The organism is Pelagimonas phthalicica (assembly GCF_004364805.1).
In the GTDB taxonomy this organism is placed as follows: domain Bacteria; phylum Pseudomonadota; class Alphaproteobacteria; order Rhodobacterales; family Rhodobacteraceae; genus Pelagimonas; species Pelagimonas phthalicica.
In genome coordinates, this window is the sequence record NZ_SOAP01000003.1 from 25,753 (window position 1) to 43,086 (window position 17,334).

25 protein-coding genes are annotated in these 17,334 nt (G+C 57.6%); 17 read left to right on the forward strand and 8 right to left on the reverse strand.

The window, feature by feature from the left end; genetic code table 11:
* Nucleotides 1-3: 3 nt before the first annotated feature.
* From CLV87_RS18180 to cysQ, 7 genes are all read right to left on the reverse strand, one after another.
* Nucleotides 4-1,704 carry a DUF5927 domain-containing protein gene (locus CLV87_RS18180; protein ID WP_099248435.1) on the reverse strand — a complete coding sequence of 567 codons (1,701 nt, stop codon included), beginning with the start codon at nucleotides 1,702-1,704 and terminating at the stop codon, nucleotides 4-6.
* Nucleotides 1,701-2,711, reverse strand: coding sequence for a glycosyltransferase family 2 protein (locus CLV87_RS18185; RefSeq protein ID WP_099248437.1), 1,011 nt, complete (start codon nucleotides 2,709-2,711; stop codon nucleotides 1,701-1,703). Before CLV87_RS18185 ends, CLV87_RS18180 begins: the two co-directional genes overlap by 4 nt.
* Before the next feature lie 53 nt (nucleotides 2,712-2,764).
* Nucleotides 2,765-3,949: a glycosyltransferase family 4 protein gene (locus tag CLV87_RS18190; protein WP_099248439.1), complete on the reverse strand. Its 1,185-nt coding sequence runs from the start codon at nucleotides 3,947-3,949 to the stop codon at nucleotides 2,765-2,767.
* On the reverse strand, nucleotides 3,930-4,913 hold the full coding sequence (galE, locus tag CLV87_RS18195; protein ID WP_099248441.1) for a UDP-glucose 4-epimerase GalE: 984 nt from the start codon (nucleotides 4,911-4,913) through the stop codon (nucleotides 3,930-3,932). Before galE ends, CLV87_RS18190 begins: the two co-directional genes overlap by 20 nt.
* An 11-nt stretch (nucleotides 4,914-4,924) precedes the next feature.
* Complete coding sequence (gene galU / locus CLV87_RS18200; protein WP_099249305.1) at nucleotides 4,925-5,818, reverse strand: UTP--glucose-1-phosphate uridylyltransferase GalU; 894 nt, start codon at nucleotides 5,816-5,818, stop codon at nucleotides 4,925-4,927.
* Nucleotides 5,819-5,959: 141 nt separating this feature from the next.
* Nucleotides 5,960-7,189 (reverse strand): glycosyltransferase family 2 protein, encoded by a 1,230-nt coding sequence (locus CLV87_RS18205; protein ID WP_099248442.1) that lies wholly within the window; start codon nucleotides 7,187-7,189, stop codon nucleotides 5,960-5,962.
* Nucleotides 7,190-7,192: 3 nt separating this feature from the next.
* Nucleotides 7,193-7,990, reverse strand: coding sequence for a 3'(2'),5'-bisphosphate nucleotidase CysQ (gene cysQ / locus CLV87_RS18210; protein ID WP_099248443.1), 798 nt, complete (start codon nucleotides 7,988-7,990; stop codon nucleotides 7,193-7,195).
* A gap of 145 nt (nucleotides 7,991-8,135) precedes the next feature.
* Here cysQ and CLV87_RS18215 point away from each other — a divergent pair, with 145 nt between their 5' ends.
* The 3 genes from CLV87_RS18215 (at nucleotide 8,136) to CLV87_RS18225 (ending at nucleotide 10,264) form a co-directional block, all read left to right on the forward strand.
* Nucleotides 8,136-8,966 carry an ABC transporter permease gene (locus CLV87_RS18215; RefSeq protein ID WP_099248444.1) on the forward strand — a complete coding sequence of 277 codons (831 nt, stop codon included), beginning with the start codon at nucleotides 8,136-8,138 and terminating at the stop codon, nucleotides 8,964-8,966.
* Between the two features lie 76 nt (nucleotides 8,967-9,042).
* Nucleotides 9,043-9,642: a COG3650 family protein gene (locus CLV87_RS18220; protein WP_099248445.1), complete on the forward strand. Its 600-nt coding sequence runs from the start codon at nucleotides 9,043-9,045 to the stop codon at nucleotides 9,640-9,642.
* A gap of 4 nt (nucleotides 9,643-9,646) precedes the next feature.
* Entirely contained in the window at nucleotides 9,647-10,264 is a 618-nt protein-coding gene (locus tag CLV87_RS18225) for an SH3 domain-containing protein (protein WP_099248446.1), read from the forward strand.
* Nucleotides 10,265-10,482: 218 nt separating this feature from the next.
* Here CLV87_RS18225 and CLV87_RS18230 read toward each other — a convergent pair whose 3' ends face one another.
* Nucleotides 10,483-10,773, reverse strand: coding sequence for a hypothetical protein (locus CLV87_RS18230; protein ID WP_133840843.1), 291 nt, complete (start codon nucleotides 10,771-10,773; stop codon nucleotides 10,483-10,485).
* A 249-nt stretch (nucleotides 10,774-11,022) separates the two neighbouring features.
* Between CLV87_RS18230 and rpmC the strand changes: the two genes are divergently transcribed.
* The 14 genes from rpmC to CLV87_RS18300 all read left to right on the forward strand — a co-directional run bounded on the left by rpmC (nucleotide 11,023) and on the right by CLV87_RS18300 (nucleotide 17,332).
* A complete protein-coding gene (rpmC, locus tag CLV87_RS18235) occupies nucleotides 11,023-11,229 on the forward strand; it encodes a 50S ribosomal protein L29 (RefSeq protein WP_099248448.1) in 207 nt (68 codons plus the stop codon).
* 3 nt (nucleotides 11,230-11,232) lie between these two features.
* Nucleotides 11,233-11,463 (forward strand): 30S ribosomal protein S17, encoded by a 231-nt coding sequence (rpsQ, locus tag CLV87_RS18240; protein ID WP_099248449.1) that lies wholly within the window; start codon nucleotides 11,233-11,235, stop codon nucleotides 11,461-11,463.
* A 76-nt stretch (nucleotides 11,464-11,539) separates the two neighbouring features.
* On the forward strand, nucleotides 11,540-11,908 hold the full coding sequence (gene rplN / locus CLV87_RS18245; RefSeq protein ID WP_099248450.1) for a 50S ribosomal protein L14: 369 nt from the start codon (nucleotides 11,540-11,542) through the stop codon (nucleotides 11,906-11,908).
* A gap of 1 nt (nucleotide 11,909) precedes the next feature.
* Entirely contained in the window at nucleotides 11,910-12,215 is a 306-nt protein-coding gene (gene rplX, locus CLV87_RS18250; RefSeq protein ID WP_099248451.1) for a 50S ribosomal protein L24, read from the forward strand.
* Complete coding sequence (gene rplE, locus CLV87_RS18255; RefSeq protein WP_099248452.1) at nucleotides 12,215-12,793, forward strand: 50S ribosomal protein L5; 579 nt, start codon at nucleotides 12,215-12,217, stop codon at nucleotides 12,791-12,793. The genes rplX and rplE overlap by 1 nt, the downstream gene beginning before the upstream one ends.
* A 14-nt stretch (nucleotides 12,794-12,807) precedes the next feature.
* Nucleotides 12,808-13,113 (forward strand): 30S ribosomal protein S14, encoded by a 306-nt coding sequence (gene rpsN / locus CLV87_RS18260; RefSeq protein ID WP_099248453.1) that lies wholly within the window; start codon nucleotides 12,808-12,810, stop codon nucleotides 13,111-13,113.
* A gap of 13 nt (nucleotides 13,114-13,126) precedes the next feature.
* A complete protein-coding gene (rpsH, locus tag CLV87_RS18265; RefSeq protein WP_099248454.1) occupies nucleotides 13,127-13,519 on the forward strand; it encodes a 30S ribosomal protein S8 in 393 nt (130 codons plus the stop codon).
* Nucleotides 13,520-13,531: 12 nt separating this feature from the next.
* A complete protein-coding gene (gene rplF / locus CLV87_RS18270; protein ID WP_099248456.1) occupies nucleotides 13,532-14,065 on the forward strand; it encodes a 50S ribosomal protein L6 in 534 nt (177 codons plus the stop codon).
* Between the two features lie 12 nt (nucleotides 14,066-14,077).
* Nucleotides 14,078-14,437, forward strand: a complete 360-nt coding sequence (rplR, locus tag CLV87_RS18275) for a 50S ribosomal protein L18 (protein ID WP_099248458.1) — start codon at nucleotides 14,078-14,080, stop codon at nucleotides 14,435-14,437.
* Between the two features lie 176 nt (nucleotides 14,438-14,613).
* Nucleotides 14,614-15,189 carry a 30S ribosomal protein S5 gene (rpsE, locus tag CLV87_RS18280; RefSeq protein WP_099248460.1) on the forward strand — a complete coding sequence of 192 codons (576 nt, stop codon included), beginning with the start codon at nucleotides 14,614-14,616 and terminating at the stop codon, nucleotides 15,187-15,189.
* A 3-nt stretch (nucleotides 15,190-15,192) separates the two neighbouring features.
* Entirely contained in the window at nucleotides 15,193-15,381 is a 189-nt protein-coding gene (rpmD, locus tag CLV87_RS18285; protein ID WP_099248462.1) for a 50S ribosomal protein L30, read from the forward strand.
* Between the two features lie 242 nt (nucleotides 15,382-15,623).
* Entirely contained in the window at nucleotides 15,624-15,998 is a 375-nt protein-coding gene (locus tag CLV87_RS18290) for a COG4315 family predicted lipoprotein (RefSeq protein WP_099249307.1), read from the forward strand.
* Nucleotides 15,999-16,085: 87 nt separating this feature from the next.
* The gene (locus CLV87_RS18295; protein WP_099248464.1) at nucleotides 16,086-16,583 is read left to right on the forward strand and encodes a sigma-70 family RNA polymerase sigma factor; all 498 of its coding nucleotides are present in this window, start codon (nucleotides 16,086-16,088) and stop codon (nucleotides 16,581-16,583) included.
* Nucleotides 16,580-17,332 (forward strand): anti-sigma factor family protein, encoded by a 753-nt coding sequence (locus tag CLV87_RS18300; RefSeq protein ID WP_099248466.1) that lies wholly within the window; start codon nucleotides 16,580-16,582, stop codon nucleotides 17,330-17,332. Before CLV87_RS18295 ends, CLV87_RS18300 begins: the two co-directional genes overlap by 4 nt.
* Nucleotides 17,333-17,334: the final 2 nt, after the last annotated feature.

The following is a 17,334-nucleotide window of genomic DNA, read 5'->3' on the forward strand; positions in this document are numbered from 1 at the left end:
GGCCTATTTCTTGATCAGGTAAGGTTTGCGGTGACCGCCGGGCAGGTTGCGCGGCGCGGGATCGACGGGGAAATCGCCCATGAGATAGGGGTGCATCCCCTGGTTTTTCAGGTTTTGCAGGAACTGGCCAAAGCCGGACAGATCCTCAAGACGTGGGGCTTCGGCCAAACGCCGCAAGCTTTTCTGGCCGATTTCGTCGATGATCACCTGCAGCGGTTCCATAGGGGCCTCGATAAATTCGGCCATGGTCCAGATGCGCACGCGGGCTTTGACATCGGGGTTGCGCAGTTCATCCAGCATCTTGCTTTCGATCTTTTGCAGCGCCGCTGCCTCGGCCCGGATTTCGGCGAAATTCTTGTTCGATTTGAACAGAGGAACGGCCCAAGCCCCTGAAATCACGCTGATTTGCGCATTGGGATCGCGCGACATGTGCCAATTTATCTTGGGGTTGTCATGGGGGCCATATTGGAAACATTGGCGTTCGCCGCGGGTGTTCCAAAGCAGGTTGGTCAGAAAGGCGCGCGGATTGGCGTCGCGCAAATTGGCATTGTCGCTGAGTGCGCCGTTGATCACGTTTTGCCCGCCGGAAAATTCAGCCCGGTCGGGGCCATAAAGATGGCCATGCACCTGCGCACCGGTGGCGCGGCTGAGCCAGTTTTCGAAATCGTGAAACAGCTCGGTAAAGCCCTGAAACACCGAATAGCGCCCGGCGGTCACGCCGTTTTCCCAGCCATGATTGGGAAAGCGGCTTTGCATGAACAGGCCAGGGCGGCCACGGGTCCGGCGATCAACCGCCTTGGCAAAGATGCGGTCAATCTTGCCCGGATTGGGCTCCTGCTGCGACATGGCGCGGTTGGGATCGGTCAGAAACGCATCATAAAGCCGCCCGGCATGTGGCCAGATCTTGCGCGCCACAAAACAGTCGGATCGGCGCAGCAATTGCAGGTGATCGTCGTAGAAAATATGTGGTTTGCCCTGAAAGTCGAACTTGGACAGGGTCAAAGAGCGGCTTTCGATATTGGTGGAATAAAGCCGCGCCAGGGTCTGGAAATAGCTCTCATCCGGGATCCAGACATGGCGGAAATACTGGTCAAACCGCGCGCGTTCCGGATCCTGCAGGATCGCGGTCAGGGTCTGGCGGGTCAGGCACCACCATTGGCTGCCCATATGGGGTACCAACCCGTGCGGAATGCGGCGGCGGTAACCGATAAGGCGTTGAATTTCTACAAGCTTGTCAAAGAGATAGCGGTTGTTGCGCCAGCTGAACGGAAACCGCATGGTAAAGCGTTCCTGATCCAGCCCGCCCACGGTCCAGGGCACATCGGCGGTGGTGGCGCTTTCGATGAAATCGGTGCGGGGGCGTTGGGCGAGGTAATCGACCAGCTCTTCGACCGGGCGCAGCGGAAGGCAAGAGCCGGAGGAGAGGTAGACATGCCGCACCTCCTGGAATTTCTCAAGCAGCAGCTCAGAGGCATCCTGCGACGCAGCGACCAGACCCCATGTGCCCCATTCACAGCGGTGACGTTTGGAGAACAACACCATGGGGTCGTCAGACAGGCGGTTTTGAAACGCCTCATAGGTCTGGTTCGACACGATCTTGTCCACATGGATCACAACCGGGCAGCCGCCGCGTGTCCAATGGCGGGCGACCTCTTCGGCGCGATCCAGTGCGGTATGCACCAGCATGACAATCCCGACGCTCATGCCCAGTTCCCCTTGGACATCAGGCCCAAAATCTCAAGCTGGCGCCAGTTGATGTATTTTTCCGACCATTTGCACCACAGATCGGGATTGTCGCGCACGCCCTCGGCATAGGCGATATATTCGCGGCTGGCCCCGTAATGCTGATTGCGCTTCAGCTCTTCCTCAGCCTTGGCGGCAAAGGTGTCGAGGAATTTGGTATGGAGCAGGATGCCGCTGGCCTTTTCACCGCCCCATTCATCATAGACCTGGTTCAACCCACGTGGCAGCAGGTTATGGGTCGAGCTGACATAGGCGTATTGGCGGTTCCATTTCACCAGCGGGATTTTGTTCAGGGCCGGGGCCAGCTCGGGCTTGTCCTGAAAGAACATGCGCGCGCGCGGCCCCCCCTGGATCCAGAGATTGCCGAATTGCGGGTTCTTTTGAACGGTGTAATTGCCACTGTCGAACCAAGAGGCAATTTCCATCGGGTCCTGACCGGCGCGGTAGGGCTGTGCGTCGATGCGCCCCTTGGGGTACATGTCCAGCAACATGGCGCTGAAGCTTTTGATCGAGGAGGCATCAAGCCAATCGGTCAGGGCGCGCAAGGGCCGCGTGTCGCAGAAGGGATAGAGGAACAGTTCATCCGGGTCGACGGTCAAAGCCCAGTGATCATGGGCATATTTCAGCGCCAGCCAATTCAGCCAATCCACCCCGAAGCGCGAGCGTTTATAGCTGGCCTGCGTGGTCCAGACCGAAACATCGGGCTGTTTGGCGAGATAGTCGAGCGAGCCATCTGTGCTGTCATTGTCGACAAAGAAAAAGTGGTTCACCCCCATGTCGCGATAGTATTTCAGGAACCATGGCAGGCGCACGCCCTCATTGCGCTGGGTGGAAAACAGCAGGATGTCAGATGGCGCAATGTCCGAGGTGCGATTGGCAACAGGGCGCAATTCCCGACGTTTGCGGAACGCACGAATGCGCCAGCGCTTGCGCTGAATCCGAAGCCGGTATGACTGCCATGCGCCCAATTAAGTGCCCTTACCCAAGCTGGTTCCCCAGCTCAATTTCTAGATGGGAGCTATCAGATCAAGGTTAAGACGGTCTTGAAATGTTCATCCCAAGAGGGAGGATCGAACGATTTTGTACCACCTAAACCAGATTGATGTGTCTCAGCCATCTGCTTTATCTTTGTTGACCAAAGATACCTGTCAGAAACCGCTGCGTAAACGGGAATATTTCCCAGGATTTCACGGTAAATGGGCAAATCGTTACAGAGGACCGGCACGCCAAGCGCCGCGGCCTCGATCGGGGGCAGGCCGTAGCCTTCGGCAAAGCTGGGAAACAACAGTCCGGCGGAGGATTTCAGCAGCGCAAACAGCTGGTCATCTGGCAGGGTGTTGAGCTCGTAAACCCGGTCTGGCTTGGCATCGAGTTGATCAAACACCTTTTGGTTTTCCCAGCCGCGTTGCCCGCAAATCAGCAGGTCGCCGGGCGGGTTTTCGACCCAAATATCTAACAAAAGCTGATGGTTCTTGCGCGGTTCTATGGTGCCCAGGGCGACGAAATAGGGGGTGGTCCATCGGCCCTTGGGCGCTTGGCCGGTCGTGGGCGTGGTGACGCCAAGATGAGCGACAAGCGTTTGGGGCAGCGGGCCAGGGGCATGGCGGGCAATGTCTTGTTCCGTCTGGTGTGAGTTGCACAGGATCAGGTCCGCATGGGTGCAGGCGCGGGTCAGGAAATGCGCGAAAGGGGCAATGGTTTCGGGGCGTTGATAGTCCTGGAAATCCAGCGGGATCGTGTCATGGATCATCACCGCCACCCGCGCCTCGATCAGGCGCAGGGCCGAGAGGACACGGTCGCTCAGGTTGGAATGGCCGGTATTGATGTAGTGCACGCCACGCGGCAGATGCTTGCGCAACATGCGGCTGAGGCGCAGGGGCAGACAGCGGGCGATGCACATCCGGCGCAGGTCAGATTCCGCGCGGGCTCGGATGGGATCAATGCCGCGTTTCAGCGTGCTGAGCCGGTCGGGGGCACCCCATGAATTGGCGTGGATTTTATCGCGCAGCTGGCGGCAGCCGGAGGTATCCAGCAGCACATAACCGAGCGAAGACCGGATCAACCCATACAGCGGACCAGCCTCGAGCAGGGCATCCAGATAGGCAAATTCGACGCGATCCACCCCGGTAAAGGGGCGTCCGGCGCGGCTGATCAACCGTGTCAGGTCAAGCAGCCGGGCGGGAGGGTTAGCCGTCGTAATGGCCATTCTTGTGCCAATGCCAGGCGTCGGCGATCATGTGTTGCATGGTCGAGCGCTTGGGCTGCCAGCCCAGCTCTTCTCCGGCGCGGGTCGAGCCCGAAACCAGCTTGGTCGCGTCACCGGCACGGCGGGGCCCGTCGGAGCATGGCACAGGGAGATTGGTGACAGTGCCAGCGGATTGAATGACCTCACGCACGGAAAATCCGCTGCCGGTGCCGAGGTTAAAGACGCGGCTGCCCTTGCCCTCTTGCAACCAGTGCAGGCCCAGAACATGGGCGTCGACCAGATCGCAGACATGCACGTAATCGCGAATGCAAGTGCCGTCGGGCGTGTCGTAATCGGTGCCATGCACGGTCAGGGCCGGGCGTTTGCCATCCACCGCTTCGAGCATCACAGGGATCAGATGGGTCTCGGGGCGGTGGAATTCACCAACCTCGCCATCCGGGTCACCGCCCGCGACGTTGAAATAGCGAAAGATTACGCTGCGCAGTCCAAAAGCGGCCTCAAAATCGCGCAGGATGTTTTCCACGGCCAATTTGGAGGAGCCATAGGCGTTGAGCGGTTCCTGCGGGGTGTTTTCATCCAGCACGACATTGTCATGTTCGCCATAGGTGGCGCAGGTCGATGAGAACACGAAATCAAGACAGCCCGCGGCAACGGCCGCCTCGATCAAGGTTAACGAACCTTCGACATTGTTGCGCCAGTACAGGCCGGGCTTGGCCATCGCCTCGCCCACCTGGCTGAGCGCGGCGAAATGCATGACGGCAATGGGCTGCCATTTGGCAAACACCGCGTCGAGCCGGGCGCGGTCAGACAGGTCACCTTGTTCGAAGGGCCCGAATTTCACCGCATCCTGCCAACCGGTGCTGAGATTGTCATAGGTGACGGGGGTGAAACCCGCTGCTTTCAACGCCTTGCAGGCGTGGCTGCCAATATAGCCCGCCCCGCCTGTGACCAGTACATGTGACACGTCAGTCTCGCTTATTCTGCGGCTTTCCGGGTCGACATGACCTCGGTCAGGTAGCCCTCAAGGTCGTCGCGCAGATCGTCGCGGGACAGGCCAAAGGCCACGGTGGCCTGCAAGAAGCCGCTTTTGGAACCGCAGTCAAAACGCTGGCCACGGAAGCGGTAGCCATAGACGCCCTCACCATCCTCGATCTCGCGGGCGATGGCATCGGTCAGCTGAATCTCACCACCGGCACCGGATTTGATCTGGTTCAGGTGACGGAACACGTCGGGCGACAGGATATAGCGGCCAATCACGGCGAGGTTGGATGGCGCTTCGTCGGCCTTGGGTTTTTCAACCATGCCTTTGACCTTGACCATGCTGCCCATGTCCTCTTCGACATCAAGAACACCATAGCTGGAGGTTTTATGCGCCGGCACCTCCATCGCGGCGACCATATTGCCGCCGGTTTCCTCATAGGCCTCAACCATCTGCTGCAAGCAGGGTTTTTCGGCTGCGATCACGTCATCAGGCAGCATGACGGCAAAGGGTTCATTATGGATCAGGCGGCGGGCGCACCAGACCGCGTGGCCCAGACCAAGGGCGCGGTGCTGGCGGATATAGGCAATCTCGCCCGAGTCCATATTGGTGCTTTTCAGGGTGTTGAGAAGATCATCCTTGCCCTTTTTGCGCAGCTCTTGTTCCAGCTGTGGCGCGTGGTCAAAGTAATCTTCGAGCGCGCCCTTGCCGCGCGATGTCACAAAGATGAATTCCTTGATCCCGGCGGCGCGCGCCTCGTCGATGGCGTATTGCACCAGTGGGCGGTCGACCAGGGTCATAATTTCCTTGGGGACCGATTTGGTTGCCGGAAGAAAGCGTGTACCCAATCCCGCAACCGGGAAAATAGCTTTCGTGACCTTCTTACGCATGGTCTGCTCCTGACGTTTTTCTTTAGTCGCGTTATCGCATGCGGATTCGGCGGTAGCCACCAAATTGTGATACGATAGCTCGATTATCCAAAGATTGTTTCCAATTCGTTGCTTAATTCATATCTAGCAGATGAATATGTCTCAAATTTGACCACGGATTGCAGCAGTTCTTGCGTATTCCTGACGGACCCGTTCGGACAGGCGGTAATACTTCCAGACAGGTTGTGAGCGTGTGCTGCGCCCAAATCGGCCGCCAAATTGTTCCCAATAGCCATCTTCCTTGAAGGACACTGTATGATAGCGGGGGCTGGGCAGGAATATGTAAAGACTGACAATATTGCCTTGGGCGGCCAGTTGTGCTGCTTCGCGTCGCAGGCGAGGGGCTTGCCAGATTCGACCGGATAAGATGCGGCGCGGGGCGGCCGGGCGGCCCTTGAATGGGGTGAAGGGTGGGCGTGCTGTTTGGATCGAGGCCAAGCGCGTGATCTCGCGCGTCAGACCCATGTCGCCGCCTGTTTGCAAGCCGTGCAGCAGGTCCGCCAACCCATCGGGTTTGAGCTTGCGCCCCTTGACCAGCCGCAACAGGCGCAGACGTTGGTCTTTGCAAAAGGCGTGCCAGGCCGGTTCCTGTTCAGCCTCGGGGCAATATTTGCGCAGGAACAACCGTTGCGAGGCCCCGATCTGGGTCAGATCCTTTGGGACGCGGTTGCCGTGGCGGTGATCGCTTTCCTCAAACCCATGATGCACCTGCGCAAGCGGCGCGATGGCGGTTTTGTGACCGGCCAAGGCAAGGCGCATATTCAGGTCGGTTTCATCGAGGTAAAACTGAAAACCGGGGTCGAACCCGCCCATTTCGCGCAGGACATCGCTGCGAAAGGCCATATTGGTGCCTTCGGTCTTGAGCGCGTGGCCAGCAGGGGGCGTGGGTGTTTGCGGAGCATCGGTGGTCAGGTCAATCGGGTGACCAACGCCATGGGCATCAACCGAGCGGGCCGTCCATTGGAAGGAAATACCATTGCGGCCAATGACATAACCGCCGGTTGCCGAAATGTCGGGATCGCTGAAAGGGTGGGTCAAGTGCTGGAGCCAGAGCGGCTCTGGCACCGCGTCATCGTCGATAAAGGCGATGATCTCACCAGCGGCCTGAGCAATGCCCAGATTGCGCGCGGCGGAGATATTGGGCTCATCAAACCCGATCAGTTTGATGTGTTCTGCTTGCGGATGGGCTGCTGCGATGGCCTGCCCGTCGGGGCAGGCAACCACGATGATTTCGAACGGGTCGTAATCCAGTTGGGCAAGGCCGGTCAGGCAGCGATGCAGTGCGCGGGGGCGCCCCCGGCTGACGATAATGACGCTGACCGGCGCGCCCATGGTTCAGGCCTTTTTCAGCTCAACGCCCGGCGCATAGGCAATAAAGAACGGGTTGGCGAACCCGTCTTTGCCATAGGTGAGCGGGGTGTGATCGTCAAAGCGCACGACTTTGCCACCGGCACCATGCAGAACCGCCTGACCGGCGGCGGTGTCCCATTCCATGGTGCGACCAACACGCGGGTAAAGATCGGCTTCGCCCGTGGCGACCAGGCAGAATTTCAGCGACGAGCCAGCGCTTTTGGAATCTTTGGTGGCATATTTGGCGATGTAATCCTCGGTCGCCTGATCGCGATGGGATTTCGACGCCACCAGCATCAGGGCGCTGTTATCCGGGTCAGAGACGCGGATCGGTTTGATCTCGCCCGCTGTGTCTTTGTCGAACGGGCCCATTTCCTCGACGGTGGAGCCATCCGCCAAGGTGTAGAACATCCGCTCTTTGGCGGGGGCATAGACCACGCCGCGCACTGGAGTGCCGTCTTCGACCAGAGCGATGTTCACAGTGAAATCGCCGCGGCGTTTGATGAATTCCTTGGTGCCGTCCAGCGGATCGACGATGAGAAAGGTCGAGACATCCAGATCGTGGCTGTCGGCCTGTTCTTCGGTCACAAGGGCCACGTCAGGAAAGGCCGCGCGCAGCCCGGCCGAGATCAACGCATCGGCGGCTTCGTCTGCTTCGGTGACCGGGCTGTCATCTGATTTGACCTTCACGTCAAAGTCATCGGCATTGTAGATCTCCATGATCTTGTCACCGGCCTCGAGCGCCAGTTTGCGGATCACTTGGGTCAGCTCGGAATAGTCCACGATATGCTCCTTCCCGCGCGGGTTGCGGGTTTATTGATTTGAAAGCCTTTGCGCCTTATGGTGGCAAATAACAAGAACGGCAAGAATGCCAAATTAATCAGGCCCCCAAGCAGGACCGTACCCAACACGGCACCGGAGCAGCAGTATGTTTCAAGTGACATCACCCAGATCCCGTCTGGGGTCAGCGATCTACATCGCCGAATTGATTTACCACAATTCGGTCAGAGCGGTGCGCAAATCCCATGGCAACGCCTTTATGGCGATTTTCATGAACATGCTGCAGACCATCGTTTTTGTCATGGCGTTTTACGTGATGTTCATGATCCTCGGGCTACGCGGCGCGGCGCTGCGGGGCGATTTCATGATTTACATCATGACAGGCATCTTCCTGTATATGACCCATTCCAAGACATTGGGGGCCGTGGCCGGGTCAGAGGGGCCGGCGAGCCCGATGATGCAGCACGCGCCGATGAACACGGCGATTGCCATCGCTTCGGCCATGATCAGCACCTTATATATTCAGGTCCTGTCGCTGGTCGCGATCCTGTTTGTCTATGATGTGGCCTTTGCCCCTGGTGTTCTGCTGGAAATCTTTGATCCGATAGGCTGTCTGGCGATGATCCTGTTGGCCTGGTTTTCAGGCGCGGCGATCGGGATGGTGTTCCTGGCGGCCAAGCCCTGGTTCCCGACCCCGGTCGGGATCATTTCAACGGTCTATCAGCGCGCCAATATGATCGCCTCGGGCAAGATGTTCGTGGCCAATACCCTGCCGACCTATATGTTGGTCATGTTTGACTGGAACCCGTTGTTCCACTGCATTGATCAGTCACGCGGCTATGCCTTTCTGGATTACAATCCGCGCAATTCCAGCTCGGAATATGCGCTTTATCTGTCGCTGGTGCTGATCATGATCGGGTTGATGGGCGAGTTTTATACCCGCAAACATGCCTCTGCCTCGTGGAGCGCGCGGCGCTAAGGCCTCGTAAGGAATACCGCACTTTTGACTTTGGGCGTCTGGGGTATGCTTTGGGCAACTGATCAAGGAGTTTCCCATGCTGACCCGCGCGCTTGCCATCCTGCTGACCACCGCCTCCTTGGCGCATGCCGAAGAGCTGCCCGCACTGTTTGACGTCACCGGAGTGGCCTCGGATGATGTGCTGAACGTGCGCACGCGGCCCATGGCGCAGGCCAATATTATCGGAACGCTGGCCTATAACGCGCAAGACATAGAAGTGGTCGAGATCGACAATGGCTGGGGGCGCGTGAATGTGCCCGATGGGTCGGGCTGGGCCTCGATGAAATTCCTGACAATGCAGGATGGCACGGCGATGCCCGAGGCGCAGAATATCGGCTGTTTTGGCACCGAGCCGTTTTGGTCACTCGATATTGCCCAAGGCGGCGAGGCGGTGTTGTCGACGCCCGAAGGATCGGATCGCGGCTTTGTCGTGGGCAACCTGCACACTGCTGCCGCCCGCCCGGAACCCTATGCCATGCTGGGGCGCGGATCGGGTGAAAACATCGCCATCCATTTCAGCAAGGAGATTTGTTCCGACGGTATGTCGGATGATCTCTTTGGTCTTGAGGGGACGGTGATTATTGGTGGTTATGGCGTCGAAGTGCTGTCGGGCTGCTGCACCATTCAGGGGAACTGATCGGATGCTGCGATATTTGACCTTGGCACTGTGCCTGGCAGGCCCTGCTGCGGCACAGGATTTTCCCGCTCTTTATAATATTGTCGGTGTGGCCTCGGATGACACGCTGAATGTGCGGGCCAAGCCCACGTCGAAATCGCCGGTCATCGCAGAGCGTGCGCATGATGAGACATATATAGAGGTGTTGCAGCTCGACCCGAGCGGCAAATGGGCCTTGGTCAATAATGGCGAGGCGGGTCAGGGCTGGCTTTATGCGCGCTACCTTGAGGCGGTGCCGGGCGGGAATTTTCCGGACTGGCCACATATGTATTGCGGTGGCAGCGAAAGCCCCTGGGGGATCCGGTTTACCCAAGGCGGCAAGGGTGAGTTGCGCCAGAATTATGAACCTGACGGGTATCCGTTGGTGGCCGGGGTGTTGCGCACCGGCTCAGAACATCTGACTGATCACGGGCTGCGCGCTAAGGGCGACGGCATCGAGGTGCTAATTGCCGTGCGCAAAGAGACTTGCCACAGCACGATGATTGATGCGGCCTATGGGTTGATGTCGTCGGTTTTTGTGAACGGTGAGGATGAGAGCTTTCATCAGGGATGTTGCCGCTTGATGGCACCACCGGAGTGGTAAGGATATAACGTTGAGCGGTTTGCGGAGACGTGTGATCGTCGTACCGCGGGTTGGCGAACCCACCCTGGTTTCTGCCACTTGATACCAGCCAAGCACCTTCCAACCTCCGTGTTCACCAAGCCGCTAATAAAATCGCCATCCCGGGGGGCGGGACGGCGATCACGCGGCGGCCCAAGGGCCTTGATTCCGCGAGATGTGTACAATTCCTAGGCAGGGGGTTAGAGCGCAACCAGCTTCTTGGGCGTGCTGATCTGCGAGCTCAGACAGCCATCCGCCACCTTGCGCCATGTCAGAACGTTCAGGGACATGGAGCAGCGGGCCATGAACATGGTTGATCCAACCTGCAAGCAGGCGATATCGCCCAGCATCACCTTTTCCCCGTCGCTGCTCCGGCAAAAACAGGGCTTTTCCGCTTGGTCCTGCGCCGCCAAAGGCGATGCGACCAGCGCGAGGGTTATGAGAACGGCCAAGCGCATGAGTGACAGCGTAACACGGACGCGCCAATTCACCAAATCTGCTCGTTTTTCCTGAGAAAACCGGTTAATTTCCAAGAAGTTTCGCCCGGGCGCAAATAGCGGCCAAAACCCCCTTGCCAGAATCTTTTGCGAGGCGTATAGGCAGCCCTCATGCACGAATAAACGGAATCAGTGCGCCTTTCGCGCACCGGTTTTGTTTTTTGTTCTGAAACGTCACCAGGCTTTGGGTGACCCGGACTCAACTGATCGGGGCCTGCTGGTGAACTGGAAAAGGAAAAGGCGATGAACGCCAAGGAACTAATGGACAAGACCCCGGATCAACTCCGGGAAGAGCTCGTCCAGCTCAAGAAAGAAGCGTTTAACCTGCGCTTCCAGCAGGCCTCCGGTCAGCTCGAAAACACCGCCCGTATGCGTCAGGTTCGCCGTGACGTTGCGCGCGTGAACACCATTCTGAATGCAAAAGCAGCAGCTGCTGCAGCGGAGGCGTAACACATGCCCAAGCGTATCCTTACCGGCACCGTGACCTCCACTGCCAACACCCAGACCGTTACCGTTCTGGTCGAGCGCCGCTTTAAGCACCCGGTCATGCAAAAGACCGTGAAGCGCACCAAGAAATACCGTGCTCATGATGAGGCGGAAAAGTTCGCAGTAGGCGATAGCGTTCGCATCATCGAATGCGCACCTAAGTCGAAAACGAAACGTTGGGAGGTTCTGGCTGACTAAGCCAGAGCCTTTCGGCATTTAGTCGAAACCCTGGGGGAGCTAACGAGAACAGCCCCCATAGGTCGGGAGAAACCATATGATCCAGATGCAGACCAATCTGGATGTTGCTGACAACTCCGGTGCCCGGAAAGTTCAGTGCATCAAGGTCCTCGGCGGCTCGCATCGCCGCTACGCATCGGTCGGCGATATCATCGTCGTCTCGGTGAAAGAGGCCATTCCACGTGGTCGTGTGAAAAAGGGTGACGTTCGCAAGGCCGTCGTCGTTCGCACCGCCAAAGAGGTCCGTCGCGAAGACGGTACCGCCATCCGCTTTGACCGCAACGCTGCTGTTATCCTGAACAACAGCAACGAGCCGGTCGGCACCCGTATCTTCGGCCCAGTTGTGCGTGAGCTGCGTGCAAAAGGCATGATGAAGATCGTCTCGCTCGCCCCGGAGGTGTTGTAAGATGGCTGCCAAGCTGAAAAAAGGTGACAAGGTCATCGTTCTTGCCGGTAAGGACAAGGGCAAGACCGGTGAGATCACGTCGGTCGACCCCAAAGCGGGTAAGGCCATCGTTGACGGCGTCAATGTCGCCATCCGCCACACACGCCAGAGCCAGACCGCTCAGGGTGGCCGCCTGCCAAAGGCGCTGCCGATCCAGCTGTCCAACCTGGCAATCGTTGATGCAAACGGCAAAGCGTCCCGCGTTGGCTTCCGCATGGAAGACGGCAAAAAGGTTCGTTTCGCCAAGACCACGGGAGACGTGATCTAATGCTTGACGCTGAAAACTACACCCCACGCCTCAAGACGCAGTATCGCGACACCATCCGCGCTGCGATGAAAGAGGAATTCGGTTACAAGAACGACATGCAGATCCCTGCATTGGAAAAAATCGTTCTGAACATCGGCTGTGGTGCCGAAGCCGTACGTGACTCCAAGAAAGCCAAATCTGCCATCGAAGATCTGACAAAGATCGCCGGTCAGCAGGCAGTCGGCACCAAGGCCAAGAACAGCCACGCGCCGTTCCGCCTGCGTGAAGGCATGATCATCGGTGCCAAAGTCACTCTGCGTGGCGACCGTATGTTCGAATTCCTGGATCGCCTGATCACCATCGCGATGCCTCGCATTCGTGACTTCCGTGGTGTGAAGCCTTCGTTTGATGGTCGTGGCAACTTTGCCATGGGCCTGAAGGAACACATCGTCTTCCCTGAGATTGATTTCGACAAAGTCGACGAAGTCTGGGGCATGGACATCATCATCACCACCACTGCGCAGGATCAAGGCGAGCACACCGCCGACGCGCAGGGCAAAGCGCTGTTGAAGCATTTCAACATGCCGTTCAACGCGTAAGGGGAAGCATAGACATGGCCAAGAAATCCATGATCGAACGCGAGAAAAAGCGTGAGCGTCTGGTGGCTCGTTATGCCGCCAAGCGCGCAGAGCTGAAAGAAATCGCGAACGACGAAAGCAAGCCGATGGAAGAGCGTTTCAAAGCGCGTCTGAAACTGGCAAAGCTGCCTCGCAACTCGTCGCCGACCCGCTTGCACAACCGTTGCCAGCTGACCGGCCGTCCACACGCCTATTACCGCAAGCTGAAAATCAGCCGTATCGCTCTGCGCGAACTCGGTTCGACCGGTATGCTGCCCGGTATGGTTAAATCCAGCTGGTAAGGGAGAGTAAGATATGAACGATCCTATCGGCGATATGCTCACCCGTATCCGCAACTCGCAGATGCGCGGTAAATCCACCGTAATGACCCCAGCGTCGAAACAGCGTGCCCGTGTTCTGGACGTGCTGGCCGACGAAGGTTACATCCGTGGCTACGAAGGTGGCACCGATTCCGCAGGTCACCCGACCTTCGAAATCAGCCTGAAATACTTCGACGGCGAACCTGTTATTCGCGAACTGAAGCGGGTCTCTAAGCCCGGTCGTCGCGTCTATATGGGCGTCAAGGAAATCCCACAGGTTCGTCAGGGCCTGGGTGTTTCGATTGTCTCCACACCCAAAGGTGTGATGTCGGACGCAAACGCTCGCAGCCAGAATGTTGGCGGCGAAGTGCTTTGCACCGTCTTCTAAGGAGGGCTGAATATGTCTCGTATTGGTAAGAAACCAGTTGAGCTGCCCTCCGGCGTGTCGGCATCTGTCTCTGGTCAGTCCATCGAAGTGAAGGGCCCGAAAGGCACCCAGAGCTTTACCGCGACTGACGATGTGACGATCACTGTCGAGGACAATGTTGTCAAAGTTGACCCACGCGGCAAATCCAAGCGCGCGCGTCAGCAATGGGGCATGTCCCGCACCATCGTTGCAAACATGGTGCACGGTGTTCAGAACACCTTCAAGAAAGAGCTCGAAATCCACGGCGTTGGTTACCGTGCAGCTGTTCAGGGCAAGGTCCTGAAGCTGAACCTCGGTTACTCCCATGATGTCGATTTTGACATCCCGGAAGGCATCACCATCGCTTGCCCAAAACCAACTGAAATCGTGATCGAAGGTCACGAAAAGCAGGTTGTGGGTGAAACGGCTGCCAAGATCCGCGACTGGCGCCGCCCCGAGCCCTATAAAGGGAAGGGTATCCGCTACAAAGGCGAATACATCTTCCAAAAAGAAGGCAAGAAGAAGTAAGGACACCAGGATATGGCAAACAGCAAACGAGTTCTGTTTCAGAAACGCCGCCTGCGCGTTCGGAACAAACTTCGCAAGGTCAACGCGGGTCGCGTTCGCCTTTCGGTTCACCGCTCCAACAAGAACATCTCTGTTCAGCTGATCGACGACGTAGCCGGCCGCACTTTGGCCGCTGCTTCGACCCTCGAGCCAGCGCTGGGTGTTGTGGGCAAGAACAACATCGAAGCCGCAACCAAAGTAGGTTCTGCGATTGCCGAGCGCGCGAAAGCGGCTGGCGTCGAAGAAGCGTACTTCGACCGCGGTGGCTTCCTGTTCCACGGCAAAGTGAAGGCTCTGGCCGACGCTGCGCGTGAAGGTGGCCTCAAGATCTAAGGGACGGGTGGGGTCAAACCCCACCCTACCCAAAGAGATGTAGGGTGGGGATCTTCCCCACCTTATTTTGCAGACGGAAACGTCTCGATGATCCGGGGGCCGCGCGCGGTTCACTTGGGTTGAGAAAATCGGCGGTTTTGGATTTCCAGAGCGCCATATGAATAAAGGGATGCCACATGGCAGAACGTGAAAACCGTCGCGGCAAAGGCCGTGATCGTGATGAGACACCGGAATTTGCAGATCGCTTGGTTGCGATCAACCGCGTTTCCAAAACCGTAAAAGGTGGTAAGCGCTTTGGCTTCGCCGCTCTGGTTGTTGTTGGCGACCAAAAAGGCCGCGTTGGCTTTGGCAAAGGTAAAGCCAAAGAGGTGCCTGAGGCGATCCGCAAGGCGACCGAGCAGGCCAAGCGTCAGATGATGCGCGTGCCTCTGAAAGAGGGCCGCACCCTGCACCACGACATCGAAGGCCGTCACGGTGCCGGTAAAGTGGTTATGCGCACCGCGCCAACCGGTACTGGTATCATCGCCGGTGGTCCGATGCGTGCTGTGTTCGAAATGCTGGGCGTACAGGACGTTGTCGCCAAGTCGATCGGTTCGCAGAACCCTTACAACATGATCCGCGCCACCCTGAACGGGCTGAGCAAAGAACAGTCGCCTCGCAACGTCGCTCAGCGTCGTGGTAAAAAGGTTGCTGACATCCTGCCCAAGCGTGACGAAGCACCTGCAGCAGAAGCTGCAACCGAGGAGGCTTAATCCATGGCCAAGACCATCGTTGTAAAGCAGATCGGTTCCCCGATCCGTCGCCCTGCCATTCAGCGCCAGACCCTGATCGGTCTGGGTCTGAACAAAATGAACCGCACCCGTGAGCTGGAAGATACACCTTCGGTTCGCGGCATGATCCGCAAGATCCCGCATCTGGTCGAGATCGTGGAAGAGCGCGACTAAATTCCGTTCACGGAATTTGCAAATTCCATCAATGGAATTTGGTTGAGACAAGACACACCCGTTGGAGAGATCCAGCGGGTGTTCTTTTTTGCCGGTATGGTTTGGATTAATGCGCGTTTTGTCAGTCGCTTATGGGGCTGTTGCTGACGTTTCAAGACTTTTTTCACATCCGAGGGAATAAACCCGTCTGCCATCCGTATCTTTTGTACCTGCATGTTGCAGGGGACATTGATGGAGACAACATGACACGCTTTTTAACACTCGCCGCCGCTCTGACCGTTGCCGCAACCGCTGCGTTCGCCGATGGCCATTCCGGCATGGTCAAAACCTCTGATGCGGGCTTTTTGACCGACGGTCATGACATGACCCTGTATACATTCGACAAAGACAAGGCCGGGCAATCCAATTGCTATGGCCAATGTGCCAAAGCCTGGCCACCGCTGTTGGTGAAAAGCGACGCGAAACTTGGTGATGGCTTCACCACGATCACACGCAAGAACGGTTCGCTGCAGGTCGCGTATAACGATCAGCCACTTTATCTGTGGGTCAAAGACAAGAAACCTGGTGACATCACCGGGGATGGTGTCAAAGGTGTTTGGCATATTGCGCGCCCGTAAACCCCCCTTGTCCTAGTAGGGCGCACCTGTTCCGCCGATCCCAAACCTCCTGGGGTCGGCCGCTTTGACCCAAAGGTGCATTTGCAAATGTCGCGATTTCAAACTCAGCTGAAAGACTCACTGCCCCATCTTTGGCGCTATGCCTACTCCCTGACGCGGGATAGCTATCGGGCGGATGACCTGGTTCAGGATTGTGTCGAACGCGCGTTGCGCAAGAAGTCGCAGTGGGATTCGACACGGGGCTTAAAGCCTTGGCTGATGACGATCCTTCTGAACCTGTTTCGCGACAGGTACCGGGCGCAGGTGGCCGAAGTGGCCTTTGTCGAGGATTATGTCGGCGGGGCCGAGGATACGCGATGGGAAGACCGGGCCAAGTTGCGTGAGGTTGTACAGCGGTTGCACTCCTTGCCAGAGGGGCAGAGGCAGGCCTTGCAGCTCGTTGCTTTTGGTGGGCTGAGCTATGCTGAGGTGTCAGACGTGCTGGGGGTTCCAATTGGAACAGTTTTGTCACGTGTTGCCAGAGCGCGGGCGAGCTTAAGTGAGGTGCGCGAGCATAGGAAACCAGAGTTGAGGAGCGTCAAATGAGCAGATTTGAAAATGATCAAGAGCGGCTCAGCGCCTATCTCGACGGTGAAATGACGCCCGAAGAAAGCCGCGAATTTGAGGTTGATCTGGAAAACAATCCCGAACTGGCGGAGATGGCTATGGCTTGGGCGGATACAGAAGAGGCCCTGCGGGATATGGTGCCGACCCCGTCGAAGGATCATTTGGAAAGCCTGATGGTGTCAAACACGTCGCGGCGTGTTCAGCCCCCTTGGATGCAGATGGCCGCCGCTTTGGCGTTGGTTGCCTTTGGCGCTGCTGGCGGGTTTGGATTTGGCGAATGGCGCAATCAAGCAAGCGCATTGGAGCAGCAAGCGGTGTTTGACGCCTGGGCCGCGCATCGCATGTTCACCGCGGAGAATCGCCATGCGGTTGAGGTCGCGGCCAACGAAACCGAACATCTGCAAACCTGGCTGAGCAAACGTATGGGCCGTGAAATGACGGTCCCTCAATTGACCGATCACGGCATGGTCTTTGTTGGTGGCCGGATGCTGCCCTTTCAGGATCGTGCCGCAGCGCAATACATGTATGAGAACGCACAAGGCCAGCGCATGACCTTGTTCATGACCAAACTGGACGAGGCCGGTCAGTCAGTGCAGCTCTATGATACCGAGCAGGATGAGACGGTGGTACGCTGGCAGGACGGCGAATGGCTGTTTGTTCTGGTCGCGCCCATTGCGCGTGGGGAGTTGTCGCCAATTGCGACGGGTCTTCAGGATAAGCTGGTTTAAGT

Bases quoted from the DNA above. Each gene is read 5' to 3' on its own strand.
- galU (WP_099249305.1), bottom strand. From the start codon at position 5,818: ATGCGTAAGAAGGTCACGAAAGCTATTTTCCCGGTTGCGGGATTGGGT.
- rpmC (WP_099248448.1), top strand. From the start codon at position 11,023: ATGAACGCCAAGGAACTAATGGACAAGACCCCGGATCAACTCCGGGAA.
- rplF (WP_099248456.1), top strand. From the start codon at position 13,532: ATGTCTCGTATTGGTAAGAAACCAGTTGAGCTGCCCTCCGGCGTGTCG.
- rpmD (WP_099248462.1), top strand. From the start codon at position 15,193: ATGGCCAAGACCATCGTTGTAAAGCAGATCGGTTCCCCGATCCGTCGC.
- CLV87_RS18290 (WP_099249307.1), top strand. From the start codon at position 15,624: ATGACACGCTTTTTAACACTCGCCGCCGCTCTGACCGTTGCCGCAACC.
- rplN (WP_099248450.1), top strand. From the start codon at position 11,540: ATGATCCAGATGCAGACCAATCTGGATGTTGCTGACAACTCCGGTGCC.
- CLV87_RS18225 (WP_099248446.1), top strand. From the start codon at position 9,647: ATGCTGCGATATTTGACCTTGGCACTGTGCCTGGCAGGCCCTGCTGCG.
- rpsE (WP_099248460.1), top strand. From the start codon at position 14,614: ATGGCAGAACGTGAAAACCGTCGCGGCAAAGGCCGTGATCGTGATGAG.
- rplR (WP_099248458.1), top strand. From the start codon at position 14,078: ATGGCAAACAGCAAACGAGTTCTGTTTCAGAAACGCCGCCTGCGCGTT.
- rpsH (WP_099248454.1), top strand. From the start codon at position 13,127: ATGAACGATCCTATCGGCGATATGCTCACCCGTATCCGCAACTCGCAG.
- CLV87_RS18300 (WP_099248466.1), top strand. From the start codon at position 16,580: ATGAGCAGATTTGAAAATGATCAAGAGCGGCTCAGCGCCTATCTCGAC.
- rpsQ (WP_099248449.1), top strand. From the start codon at position 11,233: ATGCCCAAGCGTATCCTTACCGGCACCGTGACCTCCACTGCCAACACC.
- CLV87_RS18215 (WP_099248444.1), top strand. From the start codon at position 8,136: ATGTTTCAAGTGACATCACCCAGATCCCGTCTGGGGTCAGCGATCTAC.
- CLV87_RS18295 (WP_099248464.1), top strand. From the start codon at position 16,086: ATGTCGCGATTTCAAACTCAGCTGAAAGACTCACTGCCCCATCTTTGG.
- CLV87_RS18180 (WP_099248435.1), bottom strand. From the start codon at position 1,704: ATGAGCGTCGGGATTGTCATGCTGGTGCATACCGCACTGGATCGCGCC.
- rpsN (WP_099248453.1), top strand. From the start codon at position 12,808: ATGGCCAAGAAATCCATGATCGAACGCGAGAAAAAGCGTGAGCGTCTG.
- rplX (WP_099248451.1), top strand. From the start codon at position 11,910: ATGGCTGCCAAGCTGAAAAAAGGTGACAAGGTCATCGTTCTTGCCGGT.
- rplE (WP_099248452.1), top strand. From the start codon at position 12,215: ATGCTTGACGCTGAAAACTACACCCCACGCCTCAAGACGCAGTATCGC.
- CLV87_RS18205 (WP_099248442.1), bottom strand. From the start codon at position 7,189: ATGGGCGCGCCGGTCAGCGTCATTATCGTCAGCCGGGGGCGCCCCCGC.
- CLV87_RS18220 (WP_099248445.1), top strand. From the start codon at position 9,043: ATGCTGACCCGCGCGCTTGCCATCCTGCTGACCACCGCCTCCTTGGCG.
- CLV87_RS18190 (WP_099248439.1), bottom strand. From the start codon at position 3,949: ATGGCCATTACGACGGCTAACCCTCCCGCCCGGCTGCTTGACCTGACA.